General features: G+C 60.7%; 22 protein-coding genes. 13 read left to right on the plus strand and 9 right to left on the minus strand.

The window, feature by feature from the left end; translation table 11 throughout:
* Positions 1-92: 92 nt before the first annotated feature.
* From ACO07N_RS19700 to ACO07N_RS19710, 3 genes are all read left to right on the plus strand, one after another.
* Entirely contained in the window at positions 93-797 is a 705-nt protein-coding gene (locus ACO07N_RS19700; RefSeq protein WP_421982655.1) for a metal-dependent hydrolase, read from the plus strand.
* Positions 794-1,342, plus strand: a complete 549-nt coding sequence (locus tag ACO07N_RS19705; protein WP_421982656.1) for a cupin domain-containing protein — start codon at positions 794-796, stop codon at positions 1,340-1,342. The genes ACO07N_RS19700 and ACO07N_RS19705 overlap by 4 nt, the downstream gene beginning before the upstream one ends.
* Before the next feature lie 388 nt (positions 1,343-1,730).
* On the plus strand, positions 1,731-2,693 hold the full coding sequence (locus ACO07N_RS19710) for a hypothetical protein (RefSeq protein WP_421982657.1): 963 nt from the start codon (positions 1,731-1,733) through the stop codon (positions 2,691-2,693).
* Positions 2,694-2,760: 67 nt separating this feature from the next.
* Here the strand turns inward: ACO07N_RS19710 and ACO07N_RS19715 are convergent, their stop codons facing one another.
* The 3 genes from ACO07N_RS19715 to ACO07N_RS19725 all read right to left on the minus strand — a co-directional run bounded on the left by ACO07N_RS19715 (position 2,761) and on the right by ACO07N_RS19725 (position 5,966).
* Entirely contained in the window at positions 2,761-3,957 is a 1,197-nt protein-coding gene (locus tag ACO07N_RS19715) for a lytic murein transglycosylase (RefSeq protein ID WP_421982658.1), read from the minus strand.
* A 142-nt stretch (positions 3,958-4,099) separates the two neighbouring features.
* On the minus strand, positions 4,100-4,597 hold the full coding sequence (locus ACO07N_RS19720) for a hypothetical protein (protein WP_421982659.1): 498 nt from the start codon (positions 4,595-4,597) through the stop codon (positions 4,100-4,102).
* 148 nt (positions 4,598-4,745) lie between these two features.
* Positions 4,746-5,966, minus strand: a complete 1,221-nt coding sequence (locus ACO07N_RS19725) for a hypothetical protein (protein ID WP_421982660.1) — start codon at positions 5,964-5,966, stop codon at positions 4,746-4,748.
* A gap of 234 nt (positions 5,967-6,200) precedes the next feature.
* On the opposite strand from ACO07N_RS19725, the gene ACO07N_RS19730 reads away from it, so the two are divergent.
* The 3 genes from ACO07N_RS19730 (at position 6,201) to ACO07N_RS19740 (ending at position 9,351) form a co-directional block, all read left to right on the plus strand.
* Positions 6,201-7,427, plus strand: a complete 1,227-nt coding sequence (locus ACO07N_RS19730) for an ABC transporter substrate-binding protein (RefSeq protein ID WP_421982661.1) — start codon at positions 6,201-6,203, stop codon at positions 7,425-7,427.
* A 102-nt stretch (positions 7,428-7,529) separates the two neighbouring features.
* The gene (locus ACO07N_RS19735; protein ID WP_421982662.1) at positions 7,530-8,129 is read left to right on the plus strand and encodes a TetR/AcrR family transcriptional regulator; all 600 of its coding nucleotides are present in this window, start codon (positions 7,530-7,532) and stop codon (positions 8,127-8,129) included.
* A 115-nt stretch (positions 8,130-8,244) separates the two neighbouring features.
* Positions 8,245-9,351 (plus strand): alkene reductase, encoded by a 1,107-nt coding sequence (locus ACO07N_RS19740; protein ID WP_421982663.1) that lies wholly within the window; start codon positions 8,245-8,247, stop codon positions 9,349-9,351.
* 105 nt (positions 9,352-9,456) lie between these two features.
* On the opposite strand, the gene ACO07N_RS19745 is transcribed toward ACO07N_RS19740, so the two are convergent.
* Complete coding sequence (locus ACO07N_RS19745; RefSeq protein WP_421982664.1) at positions 9,457-10,806, minus strand: sugar porter family MFS transporter; 1,350 nt, start codon at positions 10,804-10,806, stop codon at positions 9,457-9,459.
* Positions 10,807-11,159: 353 nt separating this feature from the next.
* Between ACO07N_RS19745 and ilvD the strand changes: the two genes are divergently transcribed.
* From ilvD to ACO07N_RS19765, 4 genes are all read left to right on the plus strand, one after another.
* On the plus strand, positions 11,160-13,004 hold the full coding sequence (ilvD, locus tag ACO07N_RS19750) for a dihydroxy-acid dehydratase (protein WP_421982665.1): 1,845 nt from the start codon (positions 11,160-11,162) through the stop codon (positions 13,002-13,004).
* A gap of 93 nt (positions 13,005-13,097) precedes the next feature.
* The gene (locus tag ACO07N_RS19755) at positions 13,098-13,448 is read left to right on the plus strand and encodes a hypothetical protein (RefSeq protein ID WP_421982666.1); all 351 of its coding nucleotides are present in this window, start codon (positions 13,098-13,100) and stop codon (positions 13,446-13,448) included.
* 245 nt (positions 13,449-13,693) lie between these two features.
* Positions 13,694-14,068, plus strand: coding sequence for a hypothetical protein (locus ACO07N_RS19760; RefSeq protein WP_421982667.1), 375 nt, complete (start codon positions 13,694-13,696; stop codon positions 14,066-14,068).
* A 35-nt stretch (positions 14,069-14,103) separates the two neighbouring features.
* Positions 14,104-15,192, plus strand: a complete 1,089-nt coding sequence (locus ACO07N_RS19765; protein WP_421982668.1) for a metal-dependent hydrolase — start codon at positions 14,104-14,106, stop codon at positions 15,190-15,192.
* 12 nt (positions 15,193-15,204) lie between these two features.
* On the opposite strand, the gene ACO07N_RS19770 is transcribed toward ACO07N_RS19765, so the two are convergent.
* From ACO07N_RS19770 to ACO07N_RS19780, 3 genes are all read right to left on the minus strand, one after another.
* Entirely contained in the window at positions 15,205-16,146 is a 942-nt protein-coding gene (locus ACO07N_RS19770; RefSeq protein WP_421982669.1) for a hypothetical protein, read from the minus strand.
* Positions 16,147-16,359: 213 nt separating this feature from the next.
* On the minus strand, positions 16,360-16,884 hold the full coding sequence (locus tag ACO07N_RS19775) for a TerB family tellurite resistance protein (protein ID WP_421982670.1): 525 nt from the start codon (positions 16,882-16,884) through the stop codon (positions 16,360-16,362).
* 65 nt (positions 16,885-16,949) lie between these two features.
* Positions 16,950-19,136 (minus strand): anthranilate synthase component I, encoded by a 2,187-nt coding sequence (locus ACO07N_RS19780; RefSeq protein WP_421982671.1) that lies wholly within the window; start codon positions 19,134-19,136, stop codon positions 16,950-16,952.
* 405 nt (positions 19,137-19,541) lie between these two features.
* Here ACO07N_RS19780 and sthA point away from each other — a divergent pair, with 405 nt between their 5' ends.
* Together sthA and ACO07N_RS19790 are read left to right on the plus strand one after the other, a co-directional pair.
* A complete protein-coding gene (gene sthA, locus ACO07N_RS19785; protein WP_421982672.1) occupies positions 19,542-20,942 on the plus strand; it encodes a Si-specific NAD(P)(+) transhydrogenase in 1,401 nt (466 codons plus the stop codon).
* A gap of 113 nt (positions 20,943-21,055) precedes the next feature.
* Positions 21,056-22,474, plus strand: coding sequence for an 8-oxoguanine deaminase (locus tag ACO07N_RS19790; RefSeq protein WP_421982673.1), 1,419 nt, complete (start codon positions 21,056-21,058; stop codon positions 22,472-22,474).
* A 69-nt stretch (positions 22,475-22,543) separates the two neighbouring features.
* On the opposite strand, the gene ACO07N_RS19795 is transcribed toward ACO07N_RS19790, so the two are convergent.
* A complete protein-coding gene (locus ACO07N_RS19795) occupies positions 22,544-23,257 on the minus strand; it encodes an FKBP-type peptidyl-prolyl cis-trans isomerase (RefSeq protein WP_421982674.1) in 714 nt (237 codons plus the stop codon).
* A 162-nt stretch (positions 23,258-23,419) separates the two neighbouring features.
* Here ACO07N_RS19795 and ACO07N_RS19800 point away from each other — a divergent pair, with 162 nt between their 5' ends.
* The gene (locus ACO07N_RS19800) at positions 23,420-24,451 is read left to right on the plus strand and encodes a M23 family metallopeptidase (RefSeq protein WP_421982675.1); all 1,032 of its coding nucleotides are present in this window, start codon (positions 23,420-23,422) and stop codon (positions 24,449-24,451) included.
* A gap of 63 nt (positions 24,452-24,514) precedes the next feature.
* Here ACO07N_RS19800 and ACO07N_RS19805 read toward each other — a convergent pair whose 3' ends face one another.
* Positions 24,515-25,093, minus strand: coding sequence for a MarR family winged helix-turn-helix transcriptional regulator (locus ACO07N_RS19805; protein WP_421982676.1), 579 nt, complete (start codon positions 25,091-25,093; stop codon positions 24,515-24,517).
* Positions 25,094-25,245: the final 152 nt, after the last annotated feature.

Genomic DNA, 25,245 nt, shown 5'->3' on the forward strand with positions numbered 1-25,245 from the left:
TGAGAGGCCGCAATCGGCAACAACCCATTCTTGCACAAATGAAACCAGCGTCTAAACTCGATCCGCCAAAAGCGTTCCCGCGGGAGATTGAGATGAAACTCACCTGGTACGGTCATTCTGCCTTCAAACTCGAATTTGCAGAAACATCCATCCTGTTCGATCCATTCCTGACCGGAAATCCGTCATTTCCGGAGAATCTGACGGTTGATCAGGTGACCGCGGGCGTGACGCATGTGGTGCTGACACACGGTCATGACGATCACATCGGAGACGCGATCGAGATCCTCAAGAAGAACGGCGCACAGCTGACTTCGAACTTCGAGATCTGCATGTGGGCGGGCAGGCAGGGGATAGAAAACATCAACCCGATGAATTCGGGCGGCATGGTCGATACCGGCACGTTCAAGGTCGCGCTGACGCGGGCGGAACACTCCTCGTCGAAGCAGACCGACGGAGAGGCGATCTATCTGGGAAATCCGCATGGCGTCATCATTGAGGTACCGGGAAAGAAGGTGCTCTATCACATGGGGGACACCGACATTTTCTCCGATATGGCACTGATCAACGAGATTTACCGCCCGAAGATCGGAATCGTTCCTGTCGGCGACCGCTTCACGATGGGCGGCCGGGTTGCGGCCATGGCCTGCACGAAATTCTTCGACTTCGACGCGATCGTCCCCTGTCACTTCGGGACCTTTCCCATCATCGAGCAGTCGGCGGAGGCTTTCGAAACCGCCATGGGCCCTGATGCCGCCAAGGTGAACACGCTGGCACCGGGTGAGAGCATCGAGGTATGAAGCAGCCGCTCCGCCGCATGCGCACGCCGTGGTTCGCCACACTGAAGGCCGGCATGCTGATGCTCCTGTGTGCGGCCACCTTGCCGGGTCACGCAACCGAGGCAACGGCGATCCCGGCTGAAAAGCCGGACGCCCCGACGGCGGCTCCGGCGCCGGCATCGGCACCATCCGGGGTATCTTATGAAAAGGTGCATGAGGTCTTTTCGGGCGACAGAACCGTCGCGGGCGAAAAGATCACCTTTCCGCAAAAGGATGCTTCGGTCAGGGCCATCGTCGTGACGCTGGAGCCCGGCGAGGCAACGGCATGGCACCGGCACGGTGCGCCGCTCTTTGCCTATATCCTGCAAGGCGAAGTCACCGTGTTCTACGAGGGGATCGGAGAGAAGGTGTTTCGGCAGGGAGACGGCGTGATGGAAGCGATGGCCGTGACCCACCAGGGACGGAACACGGCCGATGGCGAAACGCGCATTCTCGCGGTTTTTCTGCTTGGAGACAGCAAGGAGGCCGTCGTGCCCGAGGACGCGCCGGCCAAGGGACTGCACTAACCGGAGGCGGCGACCGGCGTGGGACGATCGCGCCTGGGCGTATGCATGCCACTTCTGTCCGGTTCACCCCGAGCCGGGCCCCGGAAGGTATCCCCGGCAACCAGCCTGTCAGTCCGGCTGAAGCGCAGCGAAAGCAGAATGGCCTCTTCCCAAAGCACTATGTCTTTGCATCGGCGTGGAAAGGGTCTTCGTCGAGACTTGAGTCCAGCTAAGTCAAATCGCAACCTGGTGCCGTGTCGGTGTTTTTACATACGTGCGAAGGTGACGACTAGGGCTGGTAGAGAAACATGACAAAATACTAATGTAAATCAGCTGTTTATGAACAAAATTTCACAAGTAATTCCGGACTTGCAGCTTATTTCTCTTCATGAAGGCGCCGGGCAGACGGATGTGGTCGAAAGCGGGCGCAGGCACCATGGAGGATACGCTCTTGCACCTGGCAAAGTCGGACAGTCTCATCGAACGCGGTCTTGACGCCGCAAACTACAACATATTCGAACAGAACCGGATCTGGGCACGCTACGCGTCCGAAAAACCTGATGTCGCCGCGAGCCTGATGCGCACGATCCGGGCGATCCACATGAGGATGAAAGAGGAGAGGGACCTGTCCGCCCTGTCGATCGGCGCGGGAAACGAACCGCAGTTCCGCATCCTTCAGCCCGCGTTTCAAAAAGGTCTCTGGCTCTACGATATTGACGGCGCGGCATTGGCGACACTCCAGGAGCGGCAGGCGCGCCAGCTGTTGGAAAACGTTCGACTGGTGCAGGGAGACTACACGATCGACTTTCGCGATGCCGCAGCTGCCCGTTGTGCCCGCGACGCATTGCTCGACGGACGCAGGCAGGATCTCATCACGCTCCATCACAGCCTCTACTATTCGAATGCCGCCACGTGGCCCGGGTTGGTGAAGGCGCTTTACGACGAGGCCCTTGCCCCGAACGGCGCAATCCACGCGGTCATGATGTCAGCCCGCGAAACACGGCCGCACACAACCACATGGCTCTACAACCATTTCGCCAACAGGTTCTTCGGCACATCGACGGATCAGGACCTGCTCGGACTGAGGCAGCAATTGCGTGAGGTTCATGCCCTGAAGGATTGCGAGATCTGCTCAGAGACACGCCAGGTCCGGTTCTGGGTCGACGATTTCGACCTGTTCATGGCGGTGATCTGGATGATCCTTCTTTACCCGCACGCACACGACTACACGCTGGAGCAGCGGATCGAGATTACCGAGTTCGTCGTCGAGCATTTCTGGATCCCGAAGAGGCCGCTGGTACAGACCCAGGACTATGTCACCCTGCACAAGCTCGGTCCCGCGCAATCCATGGCCATCTTCGGCGGCAGATAGCTTTTTGACACGCTGTGGAACCTGTCTGCTCCAGCACGGTTTTCATTTAAATGAATGAGGCCTGACCCTAGAGTTTGTTCAAGAGGGCCGGTGTCGGCCACGCATCCGCAGGCATGCCGAGCTTCTGCTGCATGTCCTGGACGGCTCCCCGGGTTCCGGCTCCCAGGATGCCGTCGATCTTGCCGACGTCATAGCCTCTGCTCTGAAGCTTTGTCTGAAGTTGCTTCATCTGGGCATCGTTGAGCCCTGGGTCGGGATTGCCGGCGTTGTAGCGCGGTGCACCGGCAAGACGGGTAGCGAAGTAGGCTGCGGACGTCGTGTAGATGAGCGACTGGTTCCATTCCAGATAAATGTCGAAATTCGGATAAGCCAGGAAGGCCGGGCCCTTGCGGCCCTGCGGAAGAAGCAGCGATGCCGGCAGGTTGGGCGAGATCTGGCCCCAGCGCGGCTGAACACCGAGCGCGGCCCATTGCGCGCCTGTCTTGGTCTTTCCGAGACCCGTTTCATACCAGTTCAGGTTCTGCGGCACCGTCACTTCCTGCAGCCAGGGTTCGCCCTGGCGCCAGCCCAGGTGATTGATGAAGGCCCCGGCAGTGAGGATCGCGTCCGACGCGCTCTGCTTGAGCTTTACATGCCCGTCGCCATCGCCGTCGCGTCCGAACTTGATGATGTCCTCGGGCAGCATCTGCACCATGCCGATTTCGCCGGCCCACGCACCGGTCGTGCGCTGCGGATCGAGGTCACCGTGCTGAACCATCTCGATGGCAGCAATCAGCTGCGGGCGGAAGAGCTCCGGACGCCGGCAATCATGGGCGAGCGTCGCCAGTGCGTTGACCGTGTTGAAGTCGCCCTGAACCGCACCGAAATCGGTCTCCAGCGCCCAGAAAGCGGTTATCACCGGCGCCGGCACCCCGTATTCGTTCTCCGTCCGCTGGAAGATGGCGGCATGTTTCTTCATGTTCGCCGCACCGTTCTTCATGCGGTAGCTGGAGATGACCCGCTTGGAGAAGTCCAGAAAGGTCATCTTGAAGACACCCTGGGCACGGTCGCGTGACAGCACCTTCCTGTCGATCTGCGCGCGTGCCAGGGTCCGGTCTGCGGCATCGGGCGACAGCCCCTTTGCAACGGCCTCCTGTTTGACGCCGGCCAGGAACTGTCTGAAATCACCGCCGCATTGCTGGGCTGACGCAGGTAACGTGAAGAGGCAAAGGCCTGCGACGATACCGGTCGAAAAGGTGAGCGCGAAAGTCTTGCGGCGGGTCATGGATGGTCCTGTCGTTGCGAGTTTGCAGCCAAATGCGCGTCGTCTGGAATTCGGCAACAGTTGACTTTGCTTCGCCCGCAACGTCAACCGGAACGGCGGGCAAAGATACGGTCATCCACGGAGAGCGCGCGTTTGAAGGGCTTCACCGGCAGCTGCCGAAGTCGGACCCCACCATGATGCCGCCTTCCGGGCTGCGCCGGAGGGGGGCGTTCACCCGCGCCGACGAACGGCATCCGGCCGACGGCGCCTGCAGGTTGGGTGACGGCGCATAGGCCGGGTCGCCGTAATAGGGGGCGGCATTCACCCCGGAAGTCTGCTGGAGACACATCTGGTAGGCCGTGTCGTAAAGCGCCTGCCAGCCGCCGGGCATGGATCCCATGTTGTTCAGGACGCCGAGGGCGCCTCCGGCGCGTGCGCCGCGCGCGGCACCAGAGCGTCCGGCCCAGGCACCGCCGACGACCGCTCCTGCCATTCCGCCCGAAACCGCGTCTCCGACAACATCGCCGTTGCCGACATAGGAATTGGCATAGTCCGTCGCGTAGACGACGCAATCGGTTCCGTCAGCCGACGCGGCCACCGGTGTGCCGATCGCCAGTGCGAGGGCGAGTAAGCAACTCGTTTTCCTGTGCCGATGAAACATGTCTGGTCTCCCGCCGGCAGAACGATCGGGGCAGGGGCAGGCCTCTATGGCTGTCCACAAGTGCAACCCCGTGTTGCCGGAATTCGCGGAAACCAGCCTATGTCACCGGTCTTAACAAGTCTCTACCGCGGTCCTTCGGATTTGAAGCTCATTGCGCGGCGCGCTCGACAAACCTCTGGCCGACAAATCCTGTCTGGCCGTCATATTCGACACCGCACCACCATTTGCCGCATTCGTTGAAGCTGACGGTGGTATTAGCGGGAATGACGGCGATGATTTCGCTGTTTTTCTTTTCCGACAGCCGCATGTTGACGGAGGCCGTCGTCTTACCCGAGTTCGCATATGCGTCGGCATCTTGCGCGGGGGCGGTCTCGATTGGTGCCGTCCCGGCCTCCGCCGCGCTGACGACGGCGGCAGGACTGTTGTTTGCTGCGATGGCCTCGCTGCCCGAGATGCCGGCTGAAACACTGGCCGAAGCATCGGTCGAAGTGCTGGCCTGTCCGGACCGGGTTGCGGGCGTGCCGGCAACTGCATAGGGCGGGGTCGTGAGGCCGGCCGACAGCCCTGAAACAGGCAGGGAAGCGTCCTGCAGCGGAGCTGAAGTTGTATGCTGGTCGGGTGTGGTTTGCGGGTAGACCGGCGCGGCAGCTCCCGCGGGGTCGGTTGCCGGGGCCGGGGAAGCCCCCGTGTTTCCGGACGCAAAGGCAAGCCTCAACCGGTTTTTCGCCTCGGCGATCTGTTCCGGCGTGGCCGTGTTGAACGGTCCGGTTTTCGCAGCGCGTTCCGGTGCTCCGGTGCTTGCCGCCGTCTCGGTCTCCGGTCTTTGAATTGCGGATACCGGTGGCGGGTCCGTGACGATCAACTGGGTGGCAACGGGACGGGTTTCCGGCTCGTCCGCGGCCATCATGTCCGGAAGGCCGAGCGCAAGCGCGGCGCCTCCTGCCAGCCCGACAAGCAAAGCTGCGGTCACCAGGGGTCTGACGCGCAACTTTGCGGACCGGTTTCCGGTGCTGTGCGGCGTATCCGGGTTTTTCTCTGCGGACCGCTTGACCACATCGGCAATTTTCTCGGCATCGTCCGGCTTGCGCAGGACGCCCGGGATCTCGAACGGAACGTCGTGCGGTTCGGCAGCCATGTCCGGTTTTTCAGCGTCGCCGGGGCCTGTCCTGTCCGCAGCGGCATGCAATTGCAGTATCTTCGAAGCAAGCTCGCCGGGGTCGATTTTCCGGAGTGACTTTCGAAAATCCCCGCTCGAGTGGGCTCCGCTGATCACCTTGAATTCGCGTCTCGCCGAGAGTTCCTTCCCGGTCCCTTCGCTCGGATCTGGTTGACTGGCGCATGATTTGGCTGGCGCGGTTACTGGATACATCTGGCCCTCCTGTTGATGCGGTTCGGGCACGCGCAAGGCGGTCACCTGGATTGGGTAAGGTGGCATTAACCTTTGTTAATGCGTCCGCACACGGGCCGGATTGCGGCGACACTGGGGAATTTTCCTTGAATTTTGACGAGCTTGTGATCCGGAAACAGGGGGGCAACCGGTGCGTTTGCAAATGCATAACCTGTCTTTGCCATGCTTGAATGAGCATTGGCATGAGGAGATTCGGTGCCGGACGCGAAACCCGCATCGATGAACGGACAGGAAACGATGAAACGCTGGGTGATCTCGAAAGCTGTTGGTGCTCTGTTGGGGCTGGGCGCATGTCTGTCCGCATCACAGGCGCAGGAACCGCAACAGCAGGAGCTGAGGATCGGTTTCATGGCCACGCTATCCGGGCCGGCGGCCGTCTTCGGTGAACACATGCGTGACGGCTTCATGCTCGCTGTCAACCAGTCGAACGGGGCCCTCGGAGGCATGCCGACCAACGTGCTCGTCGTCGACGACAAGCTCGACCCGGATCATGCGGTCAAGGAAGTCACGAAGCTGATCGACGAGAATGGCATCGACTTGCTGGTCGGAGTGAATTTTTCAAAGATCATGCTCGCGGTCCACGATCCGGTTGTCCGCTCCAGGACGCTGTTCATCGGGACGAGCTCCGGACCTGCGCCCATCGCGGGCCGCAATTGCAGCCGCTACTTCTTTTCCACGGCGGCGCAGGACGACCAGGTGCACGAGACCATGGGGCGCTATGCCAGCCTGAAGGGATACCAGCAGGTTGTGACCATTGCGCCGGACTACGAGGCGGCGCGCGATGCCATCGCGGCGTTCCGGCGCCATTTCAAGGGACAGATCGCACGCGAGATATTCCCGAAACTGGGTCAGACGGAATTTTCGGTCGAGTTCGACCAGATCGCCGGGATCGAGCCCGACGCGATCTATGCATTCATGCCCGGCGGGATGGGCGTTGAACTTGTCAGGCAATTTCAGACGTCCGGCATGAAGGGCATCATTCCGTTCCTGTCGGCAAAGACGGTCGACGCGGTCACTCTGCCGTACACAAAGGAGACGGGCGAGGGACTGTTCTCCGCCGCGCATTGGGCTCCCAATCTCGACAATCCGGCGAACAAGCGCTTCGTGCGCGAGTTCCGGCGCGCCTACAATTATGCCCCGTCGACATATGCCGCGCAGGGCTACGATGCGGCGAAGCTGATTCATTTCGCCCTGGAACTCACCGGGGGCGCCAAGGACAGGGAAGCGATGCTCTCGGCAATCAATGCCGCACCGTTTGAGAGCGTGCGCGGAGACTTCCGGTTCAATTCCAACCAGTTTCCCATCCAGGACTTCTATCTGGTCGAAGGCGTGCGCCGGACCAGCAGGCTCTACGAGATGGAAGCCGTGGCGCGGGTCTTCGACGATGTCGGGGACGCGTTTTCCGGCTCCTGCCGGATGTGATCTGACGAAATTAACAGTCGGCCGCCGCAATTCTGAAACGGACGGTCCAAAAATCGCGGGCGGGCACCTTGCATTCAGGACTGCACGGTCCATATTACACCCATGTCCAACACCGCACGACAGCGCTCCGATCAGAAAACGCGTTCTCCGGGCCCCGGCAGACCCAGGACTTTCGACGAGTCCGCGGCCCTGGAAGCCGCCTTGATGGTCTTCTGGCAGAAGGGCTACGAGGCAACGTCGCTGGACGACCTGACCTCGGCGATGGGCCTGAGCAGGTCGAGCTTCTACGCTGCCTTCGAGAGCAAGCAGGCGCTGTTCCGCCGCGCTCTGTCGCATTATTCCCGCAACGGGCTTGAGAACCTGAAAGACGTGGCGGTGTCCGCGAAAGACGATCCCGTTGACGCCATGATGCAGGCGCTTTCCAATCCGCAGGGCGGTGCGAAGGGCTGCATGCTGGTCAATTGCATTACAGAACTTGCCCCGCACGATGAAGGCGTCGCGGAGATCGGGCGCCGGCATCTGGAAAGGATCGAGGAGATCTTTGCAGAGGTTCTTGATCCTGAAAATCCGGACGCCATGCGCGACAGGGCACGGGCCCTGTCCTCGCTCGCGATTGGAACCCTCGCGCTTCGAAAGGCCGGATATCCGGCGGACCGGATCGCCAATACCCTGAAACAAGTAAAGGTCATCCTTCCGGCTTGACCGAAACCTGCATCTGGCAGGGGCCTCGCATCGGCGAGCCTCTCGCGCATAAATATGGACTGAATGGTCCGTAATTAGGAAATCCCATTCCTCCGACGATGAAAAGGAACTGAGTATGTCTGACCAAAAACTGTTTACACCCGCAAGGGCCGGTTCGGTGGAGTTGAAGAACCGCATCGTCATGGCGCCGCTGACGCGCAACCGGGCACGGGCCGAAGACGATGCCCCGTTCGAGCTCCACGCGGAATATTACGGTCAGCGCGCCGGCGCAGGGCTGATCATCACCGAAGCCTCGCAGATCTCGCCGCAGGGCAAGGGCTACGCCTGGACGCCCGGTATCCATTCAGAGGCCCAGATCGAGGGATGGAAAAAGGTGACGGATGCGGTGCATGCCAAAGGCGGCAAGATCGTCATCCAGCTCTGGCATGTCGGGCGGATCTCCCACCCGGTCCTGCAGCCGGGCGGCGTCGATCCCGTCGCACCATCCGCGATCGCGGCGAACTCCAAGACATTCGACGGCACCCAGTTCGTGGATACGCCGATGCCGCGTGCCCTGGAAGCCCACGAGATCCCGGGTATCGTCGAGGACTATCGCAAGGCGGCTGAAAACGCGAAGAGGGCCGGGTTCGACGGCGTCGAGGTCCACGCCGCAAACGGATACCTGATCGACCAGTTCCTGCGCGACGGATCGAACAAGCGCGAGGATGCCTATGGCGGTCCGGTCGAAAACCGGTCACGCTTCCTCAAGGAGGTCATGGATGCAGTCGTGTCCGTCTGGGGTGGTGACAAGGTGGGTATACGGCTCAGCCCGTTCTCCAGCGCCAACGACATCGCCGACAGCGATCCGCAGGAAACCTTCACCCACGTGATCAGGCTGCTCAACGGCTATGGCCTAGCGTATCTCCATCTTGTTGAGGGCCAGACCGGAGGGCCGCGTGACATCCCCGAAGGCGGCGATCTCGCGGCGCTCTATGCGCTCTTCGACGGCGCGCGGATGGGAAACAATGGCTATGATCGTGCCCTTGCCGTCGACGCCGTCGGTTCGGACACGCTCGATCTTGTGGCGTTCGGGCGCCCGTTCATCTCCAACCCTGATCTGGTCGACCGGCTGGAGAAGGACGCCCCGCTCAACGCGCTCGACCCGGAGACGCTCTACGGCGGCAACGAGAAAGGCTACACGGACTATCCGACGCTGGCCGAAAGCGCGGTGGCCGCGCAGTAGGAACCCGTTCCTCCGGGTTGCCCGGCATCCACTCTTCCAGGGCAGCCCGATGGAAAGCCGGTGCAGGTGAATTGCCTGCACCGGCATTTTTACGCGTTGGGCGCGTCAGCCAGTTTTGCCGGTTTCCGGCGTCCCCGCGATCGTCTGGTCGATTTCCTCGAGCACCAGGCCGCGCGTTTCGGGCGCGAAGGTCCAGGCGTACCAGATGCCGAAGGCGCAACAGGCGGCAAACATGCCGAATGTCATCGCTTCACCCAGACCGGCTGCGAGCACCGGAAACAGAAAGACGACCAGGAAATTGCACAGCCAGTTGGAAATGGAGGCGATCGCCATGCCTTTTCCCCTGAGGGCGAGCGGGAACAGCTCCGACATGTAGAGCCACGGAAGCGGGCCAATGCTGATGGCGAAGAAGAAGATGAACGAGAACAGGCCGAGAAGCGACAGCCAGGCCAGGTTGTTGTCGTTCAACTGGAACAGGACCGCAACCAACGCCATGCTCAGGAATGCCCCCACGAACCCGAAAATGAACAGGGGTCGCCGCCCGAGCCGGTCGACAACAATCATCGCGAGGATCGTCACGCTCACGTTCAGGGCGCCGATGCCCATGGTCGCGACGAGTTCATTTGCGAGGCCCTCGAAACCTGCATTTTCCAGGATGCGGGGCGCGTAGTTCATGATCACGTTGATTCCGCTGAACTGCTGCAGGAAGAACGCGAGAACCGAAAAGATCAGCAGACCGCGCAGCGCCGGTTCCTTGAACCTGCTCCAGCTCTCCTCGGCCGGGTCTGCCGGCCGGCCGTTCTCGATTTCCTCGACGATCATGTCCAGCCTTTCGGCACTCGCCTCCGGTTGAACGGTTTTCAGAACGTCGCGCGCCTGCTGGTCCCGGCCGGCGAGCACCAGCCAGCGCGGGCTTTCGGGGGCCTTGACGATGCCGGCAAGACAGATCATCGCCGGCACCAGGCTGAACCCGAGCATGTAGCGCCATGAACCGGTGAAGGAAAACGCCCAGTCGACGATGAAGGCCGACAGGATGCCGATCGTGATCATAAGCTGAAACGCCGAGACGACTGCACCGCGGATCCGGGCAGGGGCGATCTCCGCAAGATACATCGGAGCGACAAGCGACGACGCGCCGATGGCTGCGCCGATCACCAGCCGCGCAACGGTGAGGGACCACACGCTGAACGCCATCGCGGCGGCAAGCGAGCCTGCGGCAAACAGGATCGCGCAGAACGTGAGAACCGGACGCCTGCCGAACCGGTCGACGGTAACGAGCGCCAGGATGGCACCGAATATGGCGCCGAACGGAACCGCGCCGGTCATGAAGCCTTCGCTTTGCGCCGTGAACACGAACTCTTTTTTCAAGAGAGGCAGAGCGCCGGAGATGACCCCCTGGTCGGTGCCGAACAGAAAGCCGAAAATTGCGGCCAGTAGTGCAATCAAGAATAGCAACGCGTTTCTCCCCACAACGCTGCCACGATGTCGACCCGCGTTCGTTGCGCGGGTTCTTTGATGTGGCACACAACCTTCACCCGACACCGTTCGCCGATGCAAGCCAAAAGATCAGCGCCACGGATCGGTTCACGGAATGTGACGATTTTGAAAGGAGTTAAGGGGATTGGCGGTCTTCGATCATGACAGAACCGTACCGTACCGTACACTTTTCCGTTAATCCGGCCTTTCGGTCCGGTGAAAAACCTGTCACCCCCATGCCAAGTCAAATTCGAATGCGTTTAAACAAGTTGCGGCGGTGACCAGACAGGCGCCTGCCGCACGCGAAACGCCGCCATACCAGGGAGAAAAACATGCCTCCGTATCGCTCCAGAACCTCCACACACGGTCGGAACATGGCCGGTGCCCGCGGGCTGTGGCGCGCCACCGGCATGACGGATGATGATTTCGGCAAGCCGATCATCGCGATTTCCAATTCCTTCACCCAGTTCGTTCCGGGACACGTTCACCTCAAGGATCTCGGCCAGCTTGTTGCCCGCGAAGTCGAGAGGGCCGGGGGCGTCGCGAAGGAGTTCAACACGATCGCGGTTGATGATGGCATCGCCATGGGGCACGACGGAATGCTGTATTCGCTGCCGTCGCGCGAAGTCATCTCAGACGCCGTTGAATACATGGTGAATGGCCACTGCGCGGATGCGCTTGTCTGTATCTCCAACTGCGACAAGATCACACCGGGCATGCTGAACGCTGCCATGCGTCTCAACATTCCGGTGGTGTTCGTCTCCGGCGGGCCGATGGAGGCCGGCAAGGTGGTTCTTGAGAACGGCGTTCAAAAATCGATTGACCTGGTCGATGCCATGGTCGCGGCCGCCGATGACAGCATGTCGGACGCGGACGTTCTGTCGATGGAGCAAAATGCCTGTCCGACCTGCGGTTCCTGTTCGGGCATGTTCACCGCGAACTCCATGAACTGCCTGACCGAGGCACTCGGTCTGGCGCTGCCCGGAAACGGCTCGACGCTTGCGACCCATGCGGACCGCGAGCGTCTCTTCGTCGAGGCCGGCCATCTGATCGTTGATCTGGCGAAACGCTACTACGAAGAGGACGACGAAAGCGTTCTTCCGCGCAACATTGCCAACTTCAAGGCGTTCGAGAATGCCATGACGCTCGACATCTCCATGGGCGGATCGACCAACACGATCCTGCACCTTCTTGCCGCGTCCTACGAGGGTGAAATCGGCTTCACCATGGATGACATCGACCGTCTGTCCAGGCAGGTGCCCGTGCTGTGCAAGGTCGCGCCCGCGGTGGAGAACATCCACATGGAGGACGTGCACCGGGCAGGCGGGATCATGGCGATCCTCGGCGAACTCGACCGCGCCGGCAAACTGCACACGGACATCCCGACGGTGCATTCCGCGACCGTGAAGGAAGCGCTGGCGCGCTGGGACGTCCGCCAGACCAACTCCGCAAGCGTGCACGAATTCTACAAGGCCGCACCTGGCGGCGTGCCGACACAGGTGGCGTTCAGCCAGGACCGGCGCTGGGACGATCTGGATCTGGACCGGCAGGCGGGCGTCATCCGCGAAGGCGACCATGCCTACAGCAAGGACGGTGGTCTGGCGGTCCTGTACGGCAACATCGCCGAGGAAGGCTGTGTCGTGAAAACCGCGGGCGTCGACGAGAGTATCCTCAAGTTCACCGGCCCGGCGCGGATCTTCGAAAGCCAGGACAGTGCCGTCTCGGCGATCCTGACCAACAAGGTGAAGGCCGGCGACGTCGTGCTGATCCGTTACGAAGGACCGCGCGGCGGCCCCGGTATGCAGGAAATGCTCTACCCGACCAGCTATCTGAAGTCGAAGGGCCTAGGCAAGGAATGTGCCCTGATCACCGACGGCAGGTTCTCGGGCGGAACCTCGGGGCTGTCGATCGGGCACATGTCGCCGGAAGCGGCGGAAGGCGGCGCGGTCGGTCTGGTCGAGGAGGGCGACACCATCGTCATCGACATTCCGAACCGTATCCTGAAGGTCGATCTCCCGGACGAGGAACTGGTCCGCCGCCGTGCAGCCATGGATGCCAGGGGCGAGACCGCCTGGAAGCCCGTCGAAAAACGCAGGCGCAAGGTGACGAAGGCTTTGCGCGCCTACGCGAAGATGACGACGAGTGCAGCCAAGGGCGCAGTGCGCGAAGTGGATTGATCCCTGTTGAACGAAAGCCTGCGAGGACAAGAAGGCGGGTGCTATGATGGCCTTCTTGTTTCTTCAACATCGTTTCAGGAACGGGAGTAGACCTTGATCAAGGGCCTGGGTCGTGAACGCGGTCTTCAGACGCTCGTCAGCACCGCGATTCTGTTCGTAAATCTATGGATTTCCTTCCAAGCCATTTCGACGCTCGGTGACACGGACGAATTTGGAGACTTTCGATTTACCGCCGAGACAATTCCGCTCGGGTATTACCTCTACCTCGGGTCGAGTTTGGTGTTCGGTTGCGTCTCGATGTGGGCAATACGGTTCCCTGACCCTCAGGGCCGTTGGGGCGCTCGCTTGTTTTGCGCCTTGTTGATACCCGCGTTTCTGTTGCTCTTCACATTGAACATGAGAATTTTTTCCTGGGCTGCGATGCTGGAAACAATCCTGCCTTAGAGCTTTTCCGAATGGGACGACGTTGTCCCGGGCACGACGGGAAGCGCGCGGCGAACAACGCCAATCTTTCGGGCAGCATTCAGAAGAGTGAGCTGAATGAACGAGGTGCCGCTATCGGCGCGGTGTGCGAAGTGGATTGATTTCTTGGGTATGATCGGTGCCGGTGGTGTAGGCTGTTCAAAATTCAGAGGATTGGTAGTTTGCCGGAGGCAGAGCCCAAAACAGCGACACCGAGAGAGATACACGTGTATCTCAGCGATCAGTTGAAATCATACCACGATGGTCTGATTGATTTTGCATTCAAGCATGGTGTCATTCTGACGGTGATACTGGGCTGGGTCGTTTCGTCAGACCCGGCGCAAGAGTTCCTGGGTGAAACCGAAAGCAAGAAAATTGCTTCCCTGGCCGCGTTGAGCCTCTATGCGCTCGCACACGTCTTATGGGTCCGTCGATGGTATCAAAAGTCGAATGCTGTGTTCGGTCAGCTTAAAGACTTGAAATATATGTCAATCGACAAATATAAGCCGCAGCACGTGACTAAATTTATGGCCGGCACATTTATGGCTGTGCATTTCGCTATATGTACCGTTATCGGCTTCTTCATCGCACACTTGGGCTAGCGTTGAGGACAATGAACGCAAACGTCTAGGACACGATGGATTCAATCACGCAATTCGTTCTGGGTGCCGCCGTATCGACGGCTTGCCTGGGAAGCAAGATCGGGCCGCGCAAGGCCGCGATTGTCGGCGGGTTGCTCGGCACGCTGCCGGATCTGGACGTGTTCATCCCCTTTGACGATCCCATCGACAGTTTCGTCTATCACCGCGGCTGGTCGCACTCGATCTTCGTGCATGCGCTGGCGGCCCCGGTCGTCGGCGAGGTGCTGGTGCGGCTGTTCAAGGGACTTCGCGAGCATCGCTGGCTGACCTGGGGGGCCGTTTTCCTGGTGTTTGCGACCCATGCCATGATCGACGCGATGACCGTCTACGGCACGCGGATCTTCTGGCCAGTCTATCCCGACCCGGTCGGCGTCGGTTCGGTGTTCATCATCGATCCGCTCTATTCCATTCCATTGCTAATCGTCGTGATCTATGCGCTCTGCAAGAAGAACTGGACGTCGCGGCTGCGCAACTGGGTTGCCGGTGCCCTGATCGCCACCACCGCTTACATGGGCGTGAGCATTGTCCTGCAGCAATATGTGCAGGGGCAGGCACGCCTGGCCTTTCAGTCCCGGGGGATCGAACCGGAAGCCGTCTACGCGATCGCGGCCCCGTTCAACATCCTGCTCTGGAAAGTCATCGGGCTTGAGGAAGATCGCTACGAGAACCTCTACTATTCGCTGCTCGACGGCCCGGGAGAACCCGAAATCTACGAACATCCGCGCCATCCCGAACTGGCGGCCTGCCTGTCGGATACGGCGGCCTTCCAGAAGCTTGAATGGTTCAGCCGCGGCTTTTTCAGAACGGAACTTGTCGGCGACAAGGTCGTGGTGTCGGATCTGCGCATGGGCCTGACGCCCGGCTATGCCTTCCGCTTCGCGATCGGTGAACTGGATGACGACGGCATCCGGCCCATCGAGCCACAACGGGACACGGGCCTCGAGCGGATCGACTCCGATGACTGGGACTGGTTCCTGGCGCGGCTGAAGGGACATCCCAGCGTGCGCAACGCCGAAGCGAAGGCCGGAAACGTGGTCGCATCAGATGCGCCGCGCGCGTGCGGCACAAGCTCCGCAACGGGTTAGGGACGTCCGGAATTATTCTGTTTTGCCGGCTTCGGGGATCGGCTGGAGGAGCGTTCCTGCCAGCAGGGCTTCCGGATCGTGAATCTGCGGCACCTGCTGGCAATCGGCAACCTGTTCTCCGGTGTCGCCCTTGTGCTCCTTGAGCGTTGCGCATATCGGGATTGCCGACTGCCGGGTGCCGCTGACCGCGACACTCATGACATCTTGCAGAGATCCCTCCGTTTCACGCAGCGCGAGCGCAAGGTGTTTGGCAAACAGGGAAATCGTCCGGTCCGCCGAGTAGTTTGCGCTCTGGCCGTCGCCCGCGGAGGAGACAAGCGCCTCGGGTCTGTCCTCATGATCGACGGAATGTCTGTCGAGCAGGTGCATGTTCACGGCGTAGGAGTCGTTGGTGTCGAGGATCAGAATGACCTGCGCCGCCGGGATCGTATGAAGCATGGCCGCAAAGGCAGGTGCGGTAATCCAGATGCCGTCGCTGATGGCCGCGGCAGCCGTTTCGGGTTTCTCGTCGGCCCAGAACTCCAGCACGAACCCGTTTTCCTCGTCCGGCTGGTCGCCCTCCAGCTGGCCGAGCGGCAGATTTGCATAGATGATCAGCCGGTCTTCCGGTCCGAGTCTGTTGGCAAGCTCCGTCGCCTTCAGCTTGAGTGCGGACGCACTCGCGCCCTCGTTGATGAGAAGGTGCTGGTTGTCCGGGCCGGCATCAAGGCGCGGGCTGATCGCATCCATGACGCGTTCCAGACTGTTGTAGCAGACCTCGAGGGCCTGGGCATTCCAAGGTGGACAGTTTCCGATACCGAGCACGTGATTTCGAAGGTCCGTTTTCCCTTGCGCATGGGCGTCCGGTCCGTGGACGAGACACGGCAGCAGGACAAAGGCAAACGCCAGTGCGCCGAGCGATCGGCGCAATCTACGGGAACACCTGACCGTGTTCATCTTGGCGTTGCCGGACATTGGTCCTCCCCGGACTCCGAACGCTGCGACACTGCTCAACTTAGTGCAAGCCCATGAAGACAATGCAAATGAAAGCCGGAAAATCAATAGAACTCTGACGTGCTCTGTTAATCAACTTATTTCGTCACCGGGTCACTCGGGAACCAGAAGTTGAATAACGACTGGTATTTTAATTGCTTCGCCTTTTGCAAGGAAAGCAAGCGCCATTTCCGTTCAATGACTAAGTTGTTTCAGTTTTTCTACTATGTTCACGGTGTCGTCGGTGAGGGTGCCCGTGTCCGCGTTTCCGACATGCGTCACCATCTGAATGAGATCTGGCAGCGTGTCGCGACCGCCCAGATGCACCGTTCGTTTGATCAGCCGCCGGATCATGTCATCCGGATTGCTGCTCTGGCTGGCCAGCCATTTGGAGAACAGGTAGAGGTCTTCTGCCTCGTTTTCGGGCATGCCGAAGACCGACTGAAGCTGCTCCATGATGGCCTGCTGTTCCGCGCGGGAGATACCGCCATCGGTCTCCGCCGTGAGCACGAGCAGGGCGGCGGCGGTGACACGCGGATCGTCGACGCCTTCGCTGGGGTGCTGGTTCGCCCGCGTTTGGAAGCCGAAGCGGCGGGCGGCCGCCTTGACCTCATGCGTCGCGTCCAGCACGACACGCGTCGTGTCGGCTGCCTGGCGGGCACGGTAGAGCCAATAGGCGGCCCCGGCGACAAGCGCGATGACGACCAGCAATGTTGGCAACGACGATCTCCTTCAGTCTCTGCCTGTTCCCATAACGACACAATTGCGAATACATCGTGACAACTTCACGATGCGGCTTCGATTTCCTGCCTCTGGGCATGCACCAGCCGTTCGACGACATTCTCGATGATTTTGTGGCCGGCATCCTGGTCAAGCGACATGATCGATTCCGGATGGAACTGAACGGCGGCGATCGGCTCGCTTTCGTGTTCGATCGCCATCACGACCCCGTCCTCGGTTTCCGCCGTGACCCTGACATCGCCCGGCAGCGTCGCGCGCTTGGCGAACAGCGAATGATACCGTCCGACGACGACGGGTGCGCTCAATCCGTCAAACAGCAGGGAGTTGCCGGAAAGACTGATCGGAGAAGGCTTGCCGTGCATCGGGATGTCGAGTTGTCCGAGTTCCGCGCCGAAATACTCCGACAGGGCCTGAAGGCCGAGGCAGACGCCGAAGATCGGCAGTGCGCGCGCCCGCGCCCGTCCGATCGTGGCAGCACAGTCGAAGTCTTTCGGATTTCCGGGTCCCGGCGACAGGACAACAAGATCGGGATCGACATCGTGAAAGACGTGATCGGCGACCGGCGACCTGTAGGTCACCACATCCGCGCCGGTCTGCCTGAAGTAGTTCGCAAGCGTGTGGACGAAGCTGTCCTCGTGGTCCACCAGGAGGATCTTCATATCCTTGCCGGGTTTGGCGTCTTCCTGCCGGGTGGTCGCCTTGCCGGCAAGACCGGCCTCGCGCACCGCGGCCCGCATGGCTTCCGCCTTGAGTTCCGTCTCCGCTTCCTCGTCCTCCGGGACACTGTCATAGAGAAGCGTGGCGCCTGCCCGGATCTGGGCTAGGCCGTCCTTGATGCGCACGGTTCTCAGAGTGAGCCCCGTGTTCATGTCGCCGTTGAACAGCACGGCCCCGATGGCACCGCCATACCAGGCGCGAGGAGACTTTTCGTGATCTTCGATGAACTGCATCGCCCAGCGCTTCGGAGCGCCGGTCACGGTGACCGCCCAGGTATGCGAGAGGAAGGCGTCGAGGGCGTCCATGTCGGGGCGCAGGATGCCTTCGATATGATCCACCGTGTGTATGAGCCGCGAGTACATCTCGATCTGCCGGCGTCCGATCACCTTCACCGACCCGGGCACGCAAACACGGCTCTTGTCGTTGCGGTCGACGTCGGAACACATGGTCAGCTCGGCCTCATCCTTTGCCGAATTCAGCAGCTTGCGGATCTGGGCCTCGTCCTCGATCGCGTTTTTGCCGCGCCGGATGGTGCCTGAAATCGGGCACGTCTCGACGCGCCTGCCGCCGGTAACACGCACATACATCTCCGGCGAAGCGCCAACGAGATACTCGGCATTGCCAAGGTTGAAGAAGAACGAGTAGGGCGAGGGATTGATCTGCGCCAGACGCCGCGACACCGCAGACGGAGGATTGGCGCAGGGCTCATAGAACGTCTGGCCCGGAACGGTTTCGAAGAGGTCTCCGCGCCTGAAATAGTCCTTGGCCTCTTCGACCAGCTTCGCGTATTCCCCCGGTTCGTGATCGCCGCGTCCGGGGTCCCGGTTCGCGGGCATGTAGGCGTGTTTTTCGCCGGTCCGCTCCAGGCCCTTGGTGGTCCGGCCGTTCACGGCGAAATCATATTCCAGCACATAGGCGCGCTTGCCGTGGTGATCGACGATCAGGATCTCGTCGGGCAAAAACAGAACGACATCCCGCTGATCCTCGGGGCGTTGCAGTTTCAGGTCGATCGGCTCGAACTGGAAGGCGACGTCGTAGCCGAAGGCTCCATAGAGGCCCAACTGGTCGTCGTCGCACGCGAAGAGGTCCTTGAGAGCGCGCACGATCGAAAAGGTCGATGGCTGGCGGGACCGCTCTTCTTCGTTGAAAAGCCGGTCGGGCTTCTTCACCGTGAGCGTAATCCGCTCGTCCGTGGCATTGAATGTTTCGATCACGTCGTGGGTTTTGAGCGCATCGGCTATGGCGGGAACCAGAACCTTGCCGCGTTCGTTCAGCGCCCGGATATCGACGGTCCGGTCAGCCGCTTCCACGACGAGGGGCGGATTGACCAGCGCCATGTCCCAGCGCGTGTAGCGGCCCGGATATTCGTAGGAAGAGGCGAGCACCGCACCCAGCTCGCTGTCCAGCCTGTCGATCCAGTCCGACGTGCCGGTTTCGTAGTCGGAAGGGCGTGATGTCCGCAGGATCGTGATCCCGCTTTCCGTTTCAAAGGTCTGGTCTGCCAATGCCGGCATGGTCTTTCCGTTCCCGTTTCGTCGGCCCGTTGGAAGCCTGGCGGCCCCAAAATGCACCAAGGCCGCCGTCGGTATCCCGCGGCGGCCTTTGGTGCGTAGTTATGATCCCTTCAGTGCATGATCCATCGCCGGCCGCCTATTTCGCGCCGCGCCACCACCATGCTGCTGTCAGGTTCGTTCTCATGGCTTGACGCATATCTTATGAGCGCCGTGATGGCAACGGTCTATCGCGATCGCCGCGGTGGGTGCCGCTTTTTTGCTCATATCCGGGCAGCGGCTGCCCATATTTTTTCTCCCGTCTTGACCCGAAAACAAAGATGCTGTTTTGCAGGACGTCAACCATTGTGGATGTATCTTCGCTTCGAGGGGCATTCACAATGCCGGTTCGGGTGCGATGAGGGGCAAATGGAACACTACGATCTGATCGTGATCGGCAGCGGGCCGGCGGGGCGCCGCGCTGCCATTCAGGCGGCAAAATTCGGACGGGACGTCTTGGTCGTCGAACGGGGGCGCCGGGTCGGCGGCGTATCGGTGCATACCGGTACGATCCCGTCCAAGACCCTGCGCGAGACGGTCCTGAACCTTACCGGATGGCGGGAGCGCGGCTTCTACGGCAGTTCCTACCGCGTGAAGCAGGACCTGACCGCAGCCGATCTCCGGGCGCGCCTGCACATCACCCTCAATCACGAGGTCGATGTGCTGGAACACCAGTTTTCGCGCAACAAGGTCGATACGGTCCGCGGCGAAGCCCGTTTTCTGGACACGAACCTGATCGAGGTCGAGGGCGACGCGGGCGAGATCCTGAAATATTCGGCGGACAAATATGTCATAGCCGTCGGAACCAAGCCTTTCCGTCCCGACTATGTTCCCTTCGACGGCGAATACGTTCTCGACAGCGACGAGATCCTCGAACTGGGAGAAATTCCACGGTCCATCGCGGTGATCGGGGCAGGGGTAATTGGGGTAGAATACGCGTCGATCTTCTCGGCGCTCGACGTCCACGTCACGCTGGTCGAACCGCGCGACAGCATGCTCGATTTCCTGGACAAGGAGCTCGTGGCGGACTTCACCCACCAGCTTCGCGACCGGGGCATCGCGCTTCGATTCGGCGCAACGGTGGAAAAGATCGAGAAGCACGGGCCGGGAGACTGCGAGATCACGCTCGAAGGCGGCCGCTGCGTGCGTACGAACGTCATCCTGTTCGCGGCCGGCAGAATGGGAGCGACACCGAAACTCCATCTCGACAAATGCGGGCTTTCGGTTGATCACCGCGGCCGGCTGAAGGTCGACCCCGCGACGTTCCAGACCGAAGTCGACCACATCTTTGCGGCCGGAGACGTGATCGGGTTTCCGAGCCTTGCGTCGACCTCGATGGAACAGGGACGTATTGCGGCATGTCAGGCGCTTGGCGAAACGGCCTATGACCCGCCGGACTACTTTCCGTACGGGATCTATGCGGTGCCGGAGATCTCGACCGTCGGAATGACCGAGGAGGAAATCAAGGAACGCGGCATCCCCTATGAATGCGGCGTCGCGCGCTTCAGGGAAACCTCTCGCGGGCACATCATGGGCCTTGATACCGGTATGCTGAAGATGATCTTCTCGCTGAAGACCCGGCGCCTGCTCGGGTGCCACATTGTCGGAGAAGGCGCAACGGAACTGGTGCATATCGGCCAGGCGGTTCTCAATCTGAAGGGGACCCTGGAGTATTTCGTCGAGAACACCTTCAACTACCCGACGCTTGCAGAGGCCTACAAGATCGCGGCGCTGGATGCGTGGAACAGGATGCCGCCGCTCGAAGAATAGTCATCTCGTTAACGCTTGAAAAATTTTGCTTTTTTTGAATAGAGACCAAAACTTCTTAACGCATACACCGTTAGTCTCGTGCATCGCTGATTCGAACGATCTGAAAGTCTTTGATGGCACGCACGCTGCTTCTGAAAAATGCGGATATCCTCGTCACGATGGATGGCGGCCGCCGGGAGATCGAAAACGGTGGCCTGTTCGCCGAGGACGGGCTGATCACCACCGTGGGTTCGTCACATGAACTTCCGGAGACGGCGGACAGGGTGATCGATGCGTCCGGTCAGATCGTTCTGCCCGGATTTGTGAACACGCATCATCATCTCAACCAGACGCTGACGCGCAATCTGCCGGCCGCGCAGAACAACAACCTGTTTCCGTGGCTGCAGGCCCACTACCGGATCTGGGCGCGCACCGGTCCGGAGGCGTCTCGCGCGAGTGCGCTGGTCGGGCTCGCGGAACTCGCGCTGTCCGGCTGCACGACGGTGTTTGACCATTCCTACCTGTTTCAGAGCGGCAACAAGGTCGACTACCAGATCGAGGCGGCGCGTGATCTCGGCGTCCGGTTCCATGCCAGCAGAGGCTCCATGTCGCTCGGCGAGAGCAAGGGTGGTCTTCCGCCGGACGCGTGTGTCGAAGACGAGGACGACATTCTGAAGGACAGCATCCGTGTGATCGACCGCTATCATGACGCCTCGGCCGGGGCCATGACCCGGATCGTGGTTGCACCCTGTTCGCCGTTCTCGGTCTCCGAAGATCTGCTGAGGGAAAGCGCCCGGCTCGCGCGCGACAAGGGCGTCATGCTGCACACCCACCTGTGCGAGACACTGGACGAGGAACGTTACACGCTTGAACGCTTCGGCAAGCGTCCCGTGGAGTGGATGGAAGGTCTGGACTGGACCGGGCCGGATGTCTGGTACGCCCACGCGATTCATGTCGACGATGACGAGATCCGGGTGTTTTCGTCGACCGGATGCGGGGCGGCCCATTGCCCGTGTTCCAACATGCGCCTTGCTTCCGGTATCGCGCCGGTCAAGAAATACATGGCCGCCGGTGTAAAGGTTGGACTTGGTGTTGACGGCTCTGCCAGCAACGATGGCTCAAACATGCTGTTGGAAGTGCGCCAGGCCATGCTTCTCGCACGCCTGAACCTCGGGCTGACGCCGCCCGGCGCGCACGAGCACGCCGCGATGCCGCCGTCGCATCCATTGCGCTCCGGCGAATGGATGACAGCCAGGGAAGCCCTGGAGCTTGCAACCCTGGGAGGGGCGTCCGTGCTCGGCCGGGACGATATCGGCTCATTGGAGGCCGGCAAATGTGCGGATTTCTTCACGCTCGATCTCAACACGATCGAGTTTGCCGGCGGATTGCATGATCCGGTCGCAGCGGTCGTTTTCTGCAGCCCGAAAGGGGCAAAGACAACCGTGGTCCACGGCAATGTGGTTGTCGATGACGGACGGATCGTGACCCTGGACATCGACAGGGTCATTGCGGAACACAACAGGCTGAGCCTGAAACTCGCGGCCGGGGACTGACGGCTTCGGGAGGAACCGGTGCAGTTTATCCGTTGATCTGCCGGTGCCCCGGCGCGCAGATGCGGCCGCTCAGCACAGCCAGCAGTTTTCGGGCAGGGTGGCGGCAGCGACGGTTTCCCCGCTGCCGATCCAGTCCATGATGCCTTTTTCAACGTTGACCACGTTTGTGAATCCGGCCTGACCTGAGAGATATTCGGACAGGACCTGGCTGCGGCGGCCTGTGCGGCAGATGAAGACGATTTCCTGATCGGGGCCGGAAACGAGCTTCTGCAACTCGGAGCCGAATTCGGGATTGACGTTGCCGTTGGCGTCGAAGAACGTGACGAGATGGGTGCCGGGGATGACCCCGGTCTCCTTCCATTCGTCCGGCCGGCGGATGTCGATCACCGTGGAACCTGCCGCCAGCATCTCCTTCAGCCCGTCGTTGCCGATATCTGAGTACTTCTTGCCCTTGACGTCCAGAAGCTCGATCTCGAACTTGAGCGTGGCGTTTGGCGGTATCACGCCACCTGCGCCCTGTGCCCCATAGGCCAGGTTCGGCGGTATGATCAGTTCGCGCTTGCCGCCGACCTGCATGCCTTCAACACCTTGTTCCCAACCCGGAATGACCCGCCTTTCGCCGAGCGTGAAGGAGAACGGTGTGCCCCGGTCAACGCTTGAATCGAACTTGGTGCCGTCCATCAGCCAGCCGGTGTAGTGCACGACGACGGTCTCGCCGACATTGGCCTCTTCCCCGGTTCCCTTTTCGATGTCGCGAATTTGCAGTTCGGTTTGCGCAAGCACCGAGGTGCTCACAAAAATCCCTACAAAAAGAGTGGTCAGCCACTTAATCATCACGCTTGGTCCATAATGTCCGTAAAATCTGTTGCCCGAGGGTCGGCGATCGGCCCCTGGAATGCAAGTCACGCTCTTTTAACGAACGATCACGTGAAAAGGATCACATCGATGATGCGGCGCATTGGCACATTCGGGCTCGGGGCTGGCGTATTTGCCTTGCTCGGCATGGCTTCCGGAACTCCGGCGGCAGCCGTGGATCTGGAGCTGTCACTTCCGATCGACTGCACGTTGGGCCAGGACTGTTTCGTGCAGAACTATGTCGACATCGACCCGGCGGACACCGTGATGACCGCATCCTGCGAGCGGGCGGGATATGATGGCCACAAGGGCACGGATTTCAGGGTCCTGAACACGGCCGAAAGTGCTGACGTCATCGCGGCCGCACCTGGTGTCGTGAAGGGCGTGCGCGACGAGATGCCGGACAGGCTTGTCCTTTCCGAAAGCGACCGTGAGCAGGTCGGCGGCAAGGAGTGCGGAAATGGTGTCGTGATCGCTCACGGCGATGGCTGGGAAACCCAGTATTGCCATCTTCGGCTTGGATCCGTGACCGTGAAGGCGGGGCAACGGGTGGAACGCGGCGACAGGCTAGCCCGCGTCGGCTATTCCGGCTTTGCCGCATTTCCGCATGTGCATCTGTCCGTCCGCAAGAATGGCGAGATGATTGACCCCTTTCTGGGGACCCCGGACAACGCCCGTTCCCGTCTGGAAGGCTGCCGGTCGGATGGATCCGGGTCGCTGCAATACCAGGACGCCCTCTGGCAGGCCGACCTCAACAGCCTGCTGATCGATGCCTCGGGCAAGATCATCGAAACCGGCTTTGCCGACAGTCCGGTGAAGTCGATTGACGTTGAACGTGCGGAAGTAAGGACGCCGGCGGCCGGTTCCCCGGCGTTCGTGTTCTTCGCTCGGCTGATCAATGTGCGCAAGGGAGACCGGATCGCCTTGCGGCTGGTCGGTCCCGAAGGGGTTCTTGCCGAGACCGGGGGCAAACCGATTGACGGACAGAAGGCGCAATGGGTTGCCTTTGCAGGACGCAAGCTGAAGCAGGAGAGCTGGCCGGCGGGAAATTATGTCGGGACCGCCATGCTGATCCGGGACGGCGAGATCATCCAGCAGGAAACGTCGGTATTGTCGTTCTGACGTGGTTGCCGCCCGTAGAGCTGAGGTCTCAGGCTACGGCGAATGTTCCCGGCGAACTCGGACCTACTTGCCGCCTGCCGGATCGTTGACGCTCCTGATCAGCTTGCCGAGCAGGGACGACAGCTGCGCCTGTTCAGGCCCGGTCAGCCCGCCGATCGCCCTGTGCTGCACATCGACATAGCCGGGGATCATGTCCTTGACCAGCTTGAGGCCCTCCGGTGTCACGCAGACCGAAAGCGCCCTGCGATCCTCGGGATGTGGACGGCGCTCCACGAAGCCGGCCTTTTCCAGCTTGTCGACACGGGCTGTCATGCCGCCGGAACTCATCATTGTCGATCTGTAGAGCTCCGTTGGCGTAAGCTGGTAGGGCGGGCCTGACCTGACAAGCGTGGCAAGAACGTCGAATTCGCCGAGTTTCAGTCCGATCTCGGCATAGGCGGGCACCAGATAGTCGCGGTTCATGATCTGGGCGGCTTCGTTGAGCCGGCCAAGCAGAACCATCGGCTGCAGCTTGTCAGCGACCGACGGCACTTCCTTTTGCCATTGCCGGCTGGCCCGCTCCGCCCGGTCGACCAGGAGGTCGTCCGGATCACCGAACAGGTTTCTCCCGGCTTTCGACGCATCAGTTTCTGACTTGGTCATGTCTTTCTCGAAGCCTGACGTTTCCGGATCAGTCAATTTCTCATCGGCTGTGCCGACGGGAAAAGGCCGATCTTTCAGGAATTTAACCCGGGAACCATTCCTGTTCGAGCAGGCAATGTCAATAATTTTCAAGAATCTTTAAATCAAGTATC

Origin of the sequence: Roseibium sp. (assembly GCF_965229775.1) — a bacterium.
Lineage (GTDB): Bacteria > Pseudomonadota > Alphaproteobacteria > Rhizobiales > Stappiaceae > Roseibium.

Coding starts and splice junctions, on each gene's coding strand:
- ACO07N_RS19700 (WP_421982655.1), top strand. CDS start 93: ATGAAACTCACCTGGTACGGTCATTCTGCCTTCAAACTCGAATTTGCA.
- ACO07N_RS19705 (WP_421982656.1), top strand. CDS start 794: ATGAAGCAGCCGCTCCGCCGCATGCGCACGCCGTGGTTCGCCACACTG.
- ACO07N_RS19710 (WP_421982657.1), top strand. CDS start 1,731: ATGTGGTCGAAAGCGGGCGCAGGCACCATGGAGGATACGCTCTTGCAC.
- ACO07N_RS19715 (WP_421982658.1), bottom strand. CDS start 3,957: ATGACCCGCCGCAAGACTTTCGCGCTCACCTTTTCGACCGGTATCGTC.
- ACO07N_RS19720 (WP_421982659.1), bottom strand. CDS start 4,597: ATGTTTCATCGGCACAGGAAAACGAGTTGCTTACTCGCCCTCGCACTG.
- ACO07N_RS19725 (WP_421982660.1), bottom strand. CDS start 5,966: ATGTATCCAGTAACCGCGCCAGCCAAATCATGCGCCAGTCAACCAGAT.
- ACO07N_RS19735 (WP_421982662.1), top strand. CDS start 7,530: ATGTCCAACACCGCACGACAGCGCTCCGATCAGAAAACGCGTTCTCCG.
- ACO07N_RS19740 (WP_421982663.1), top strand. CDS start 8,245: ATGTCTGACCAAAAACTGTTTACACCCGCAAGGGCCGGTTCGGTGGAG.
- ilvD (WP_421982665.1), top strand. CDS start 11,160: ATGCCTCCGTATCGCTCCAGAACCTCCACACACGGTCGGAACATGGCC.
- ACO07N_RS19765 (WP_421982668.1), top strand. CDS start 14,104: ATGGATTCAATCACGCAATTCGTTCTGGGTGCCGCCGTATCGACGGCT.
- ACO07N_RS19770 (WP_421982669.1), bottom strand. CDS start 16,146: ATGTCCGGCAACGCCAAGATGAACACGGTCAGGTGTTCCCGTAGATTG.
- ACO07N_RS19780 (WP_421982671.1), bottom strand. CDS start 19,136: ATGCCGGCATTGGCAGACCAGACCTTTGAAACGGAAAGCGGGATCACG.
- sthA (WP_421982672.1), top strand. CDS start 19,542: ATGGAACACTACGATCTGATCGTGATCGGCAGCGGGCCGGCGGGGCGC.
- ACO07N_RS19790 (WP_421982673.1), top strand. CDS start 21,056: ATGGCACGCACGCTGCTTCTGAAAAATGCGGATATCCTCGTCACGATG.
- ACO07N_RS19800 (WP_421982675.1), top strand. CDS start 23,420: ATGATGCGGCGCATTGGCACATTCGGGCTCGGGGCTGGCGTATTTGCC.
- ACO07N_RS19805 (WP_421982676.1), bottom strand. CDS start 25,093: ATGACCAAGTCAGAAACTGATGCGTCGAAAGCCGGGAGAAACCTGTTC.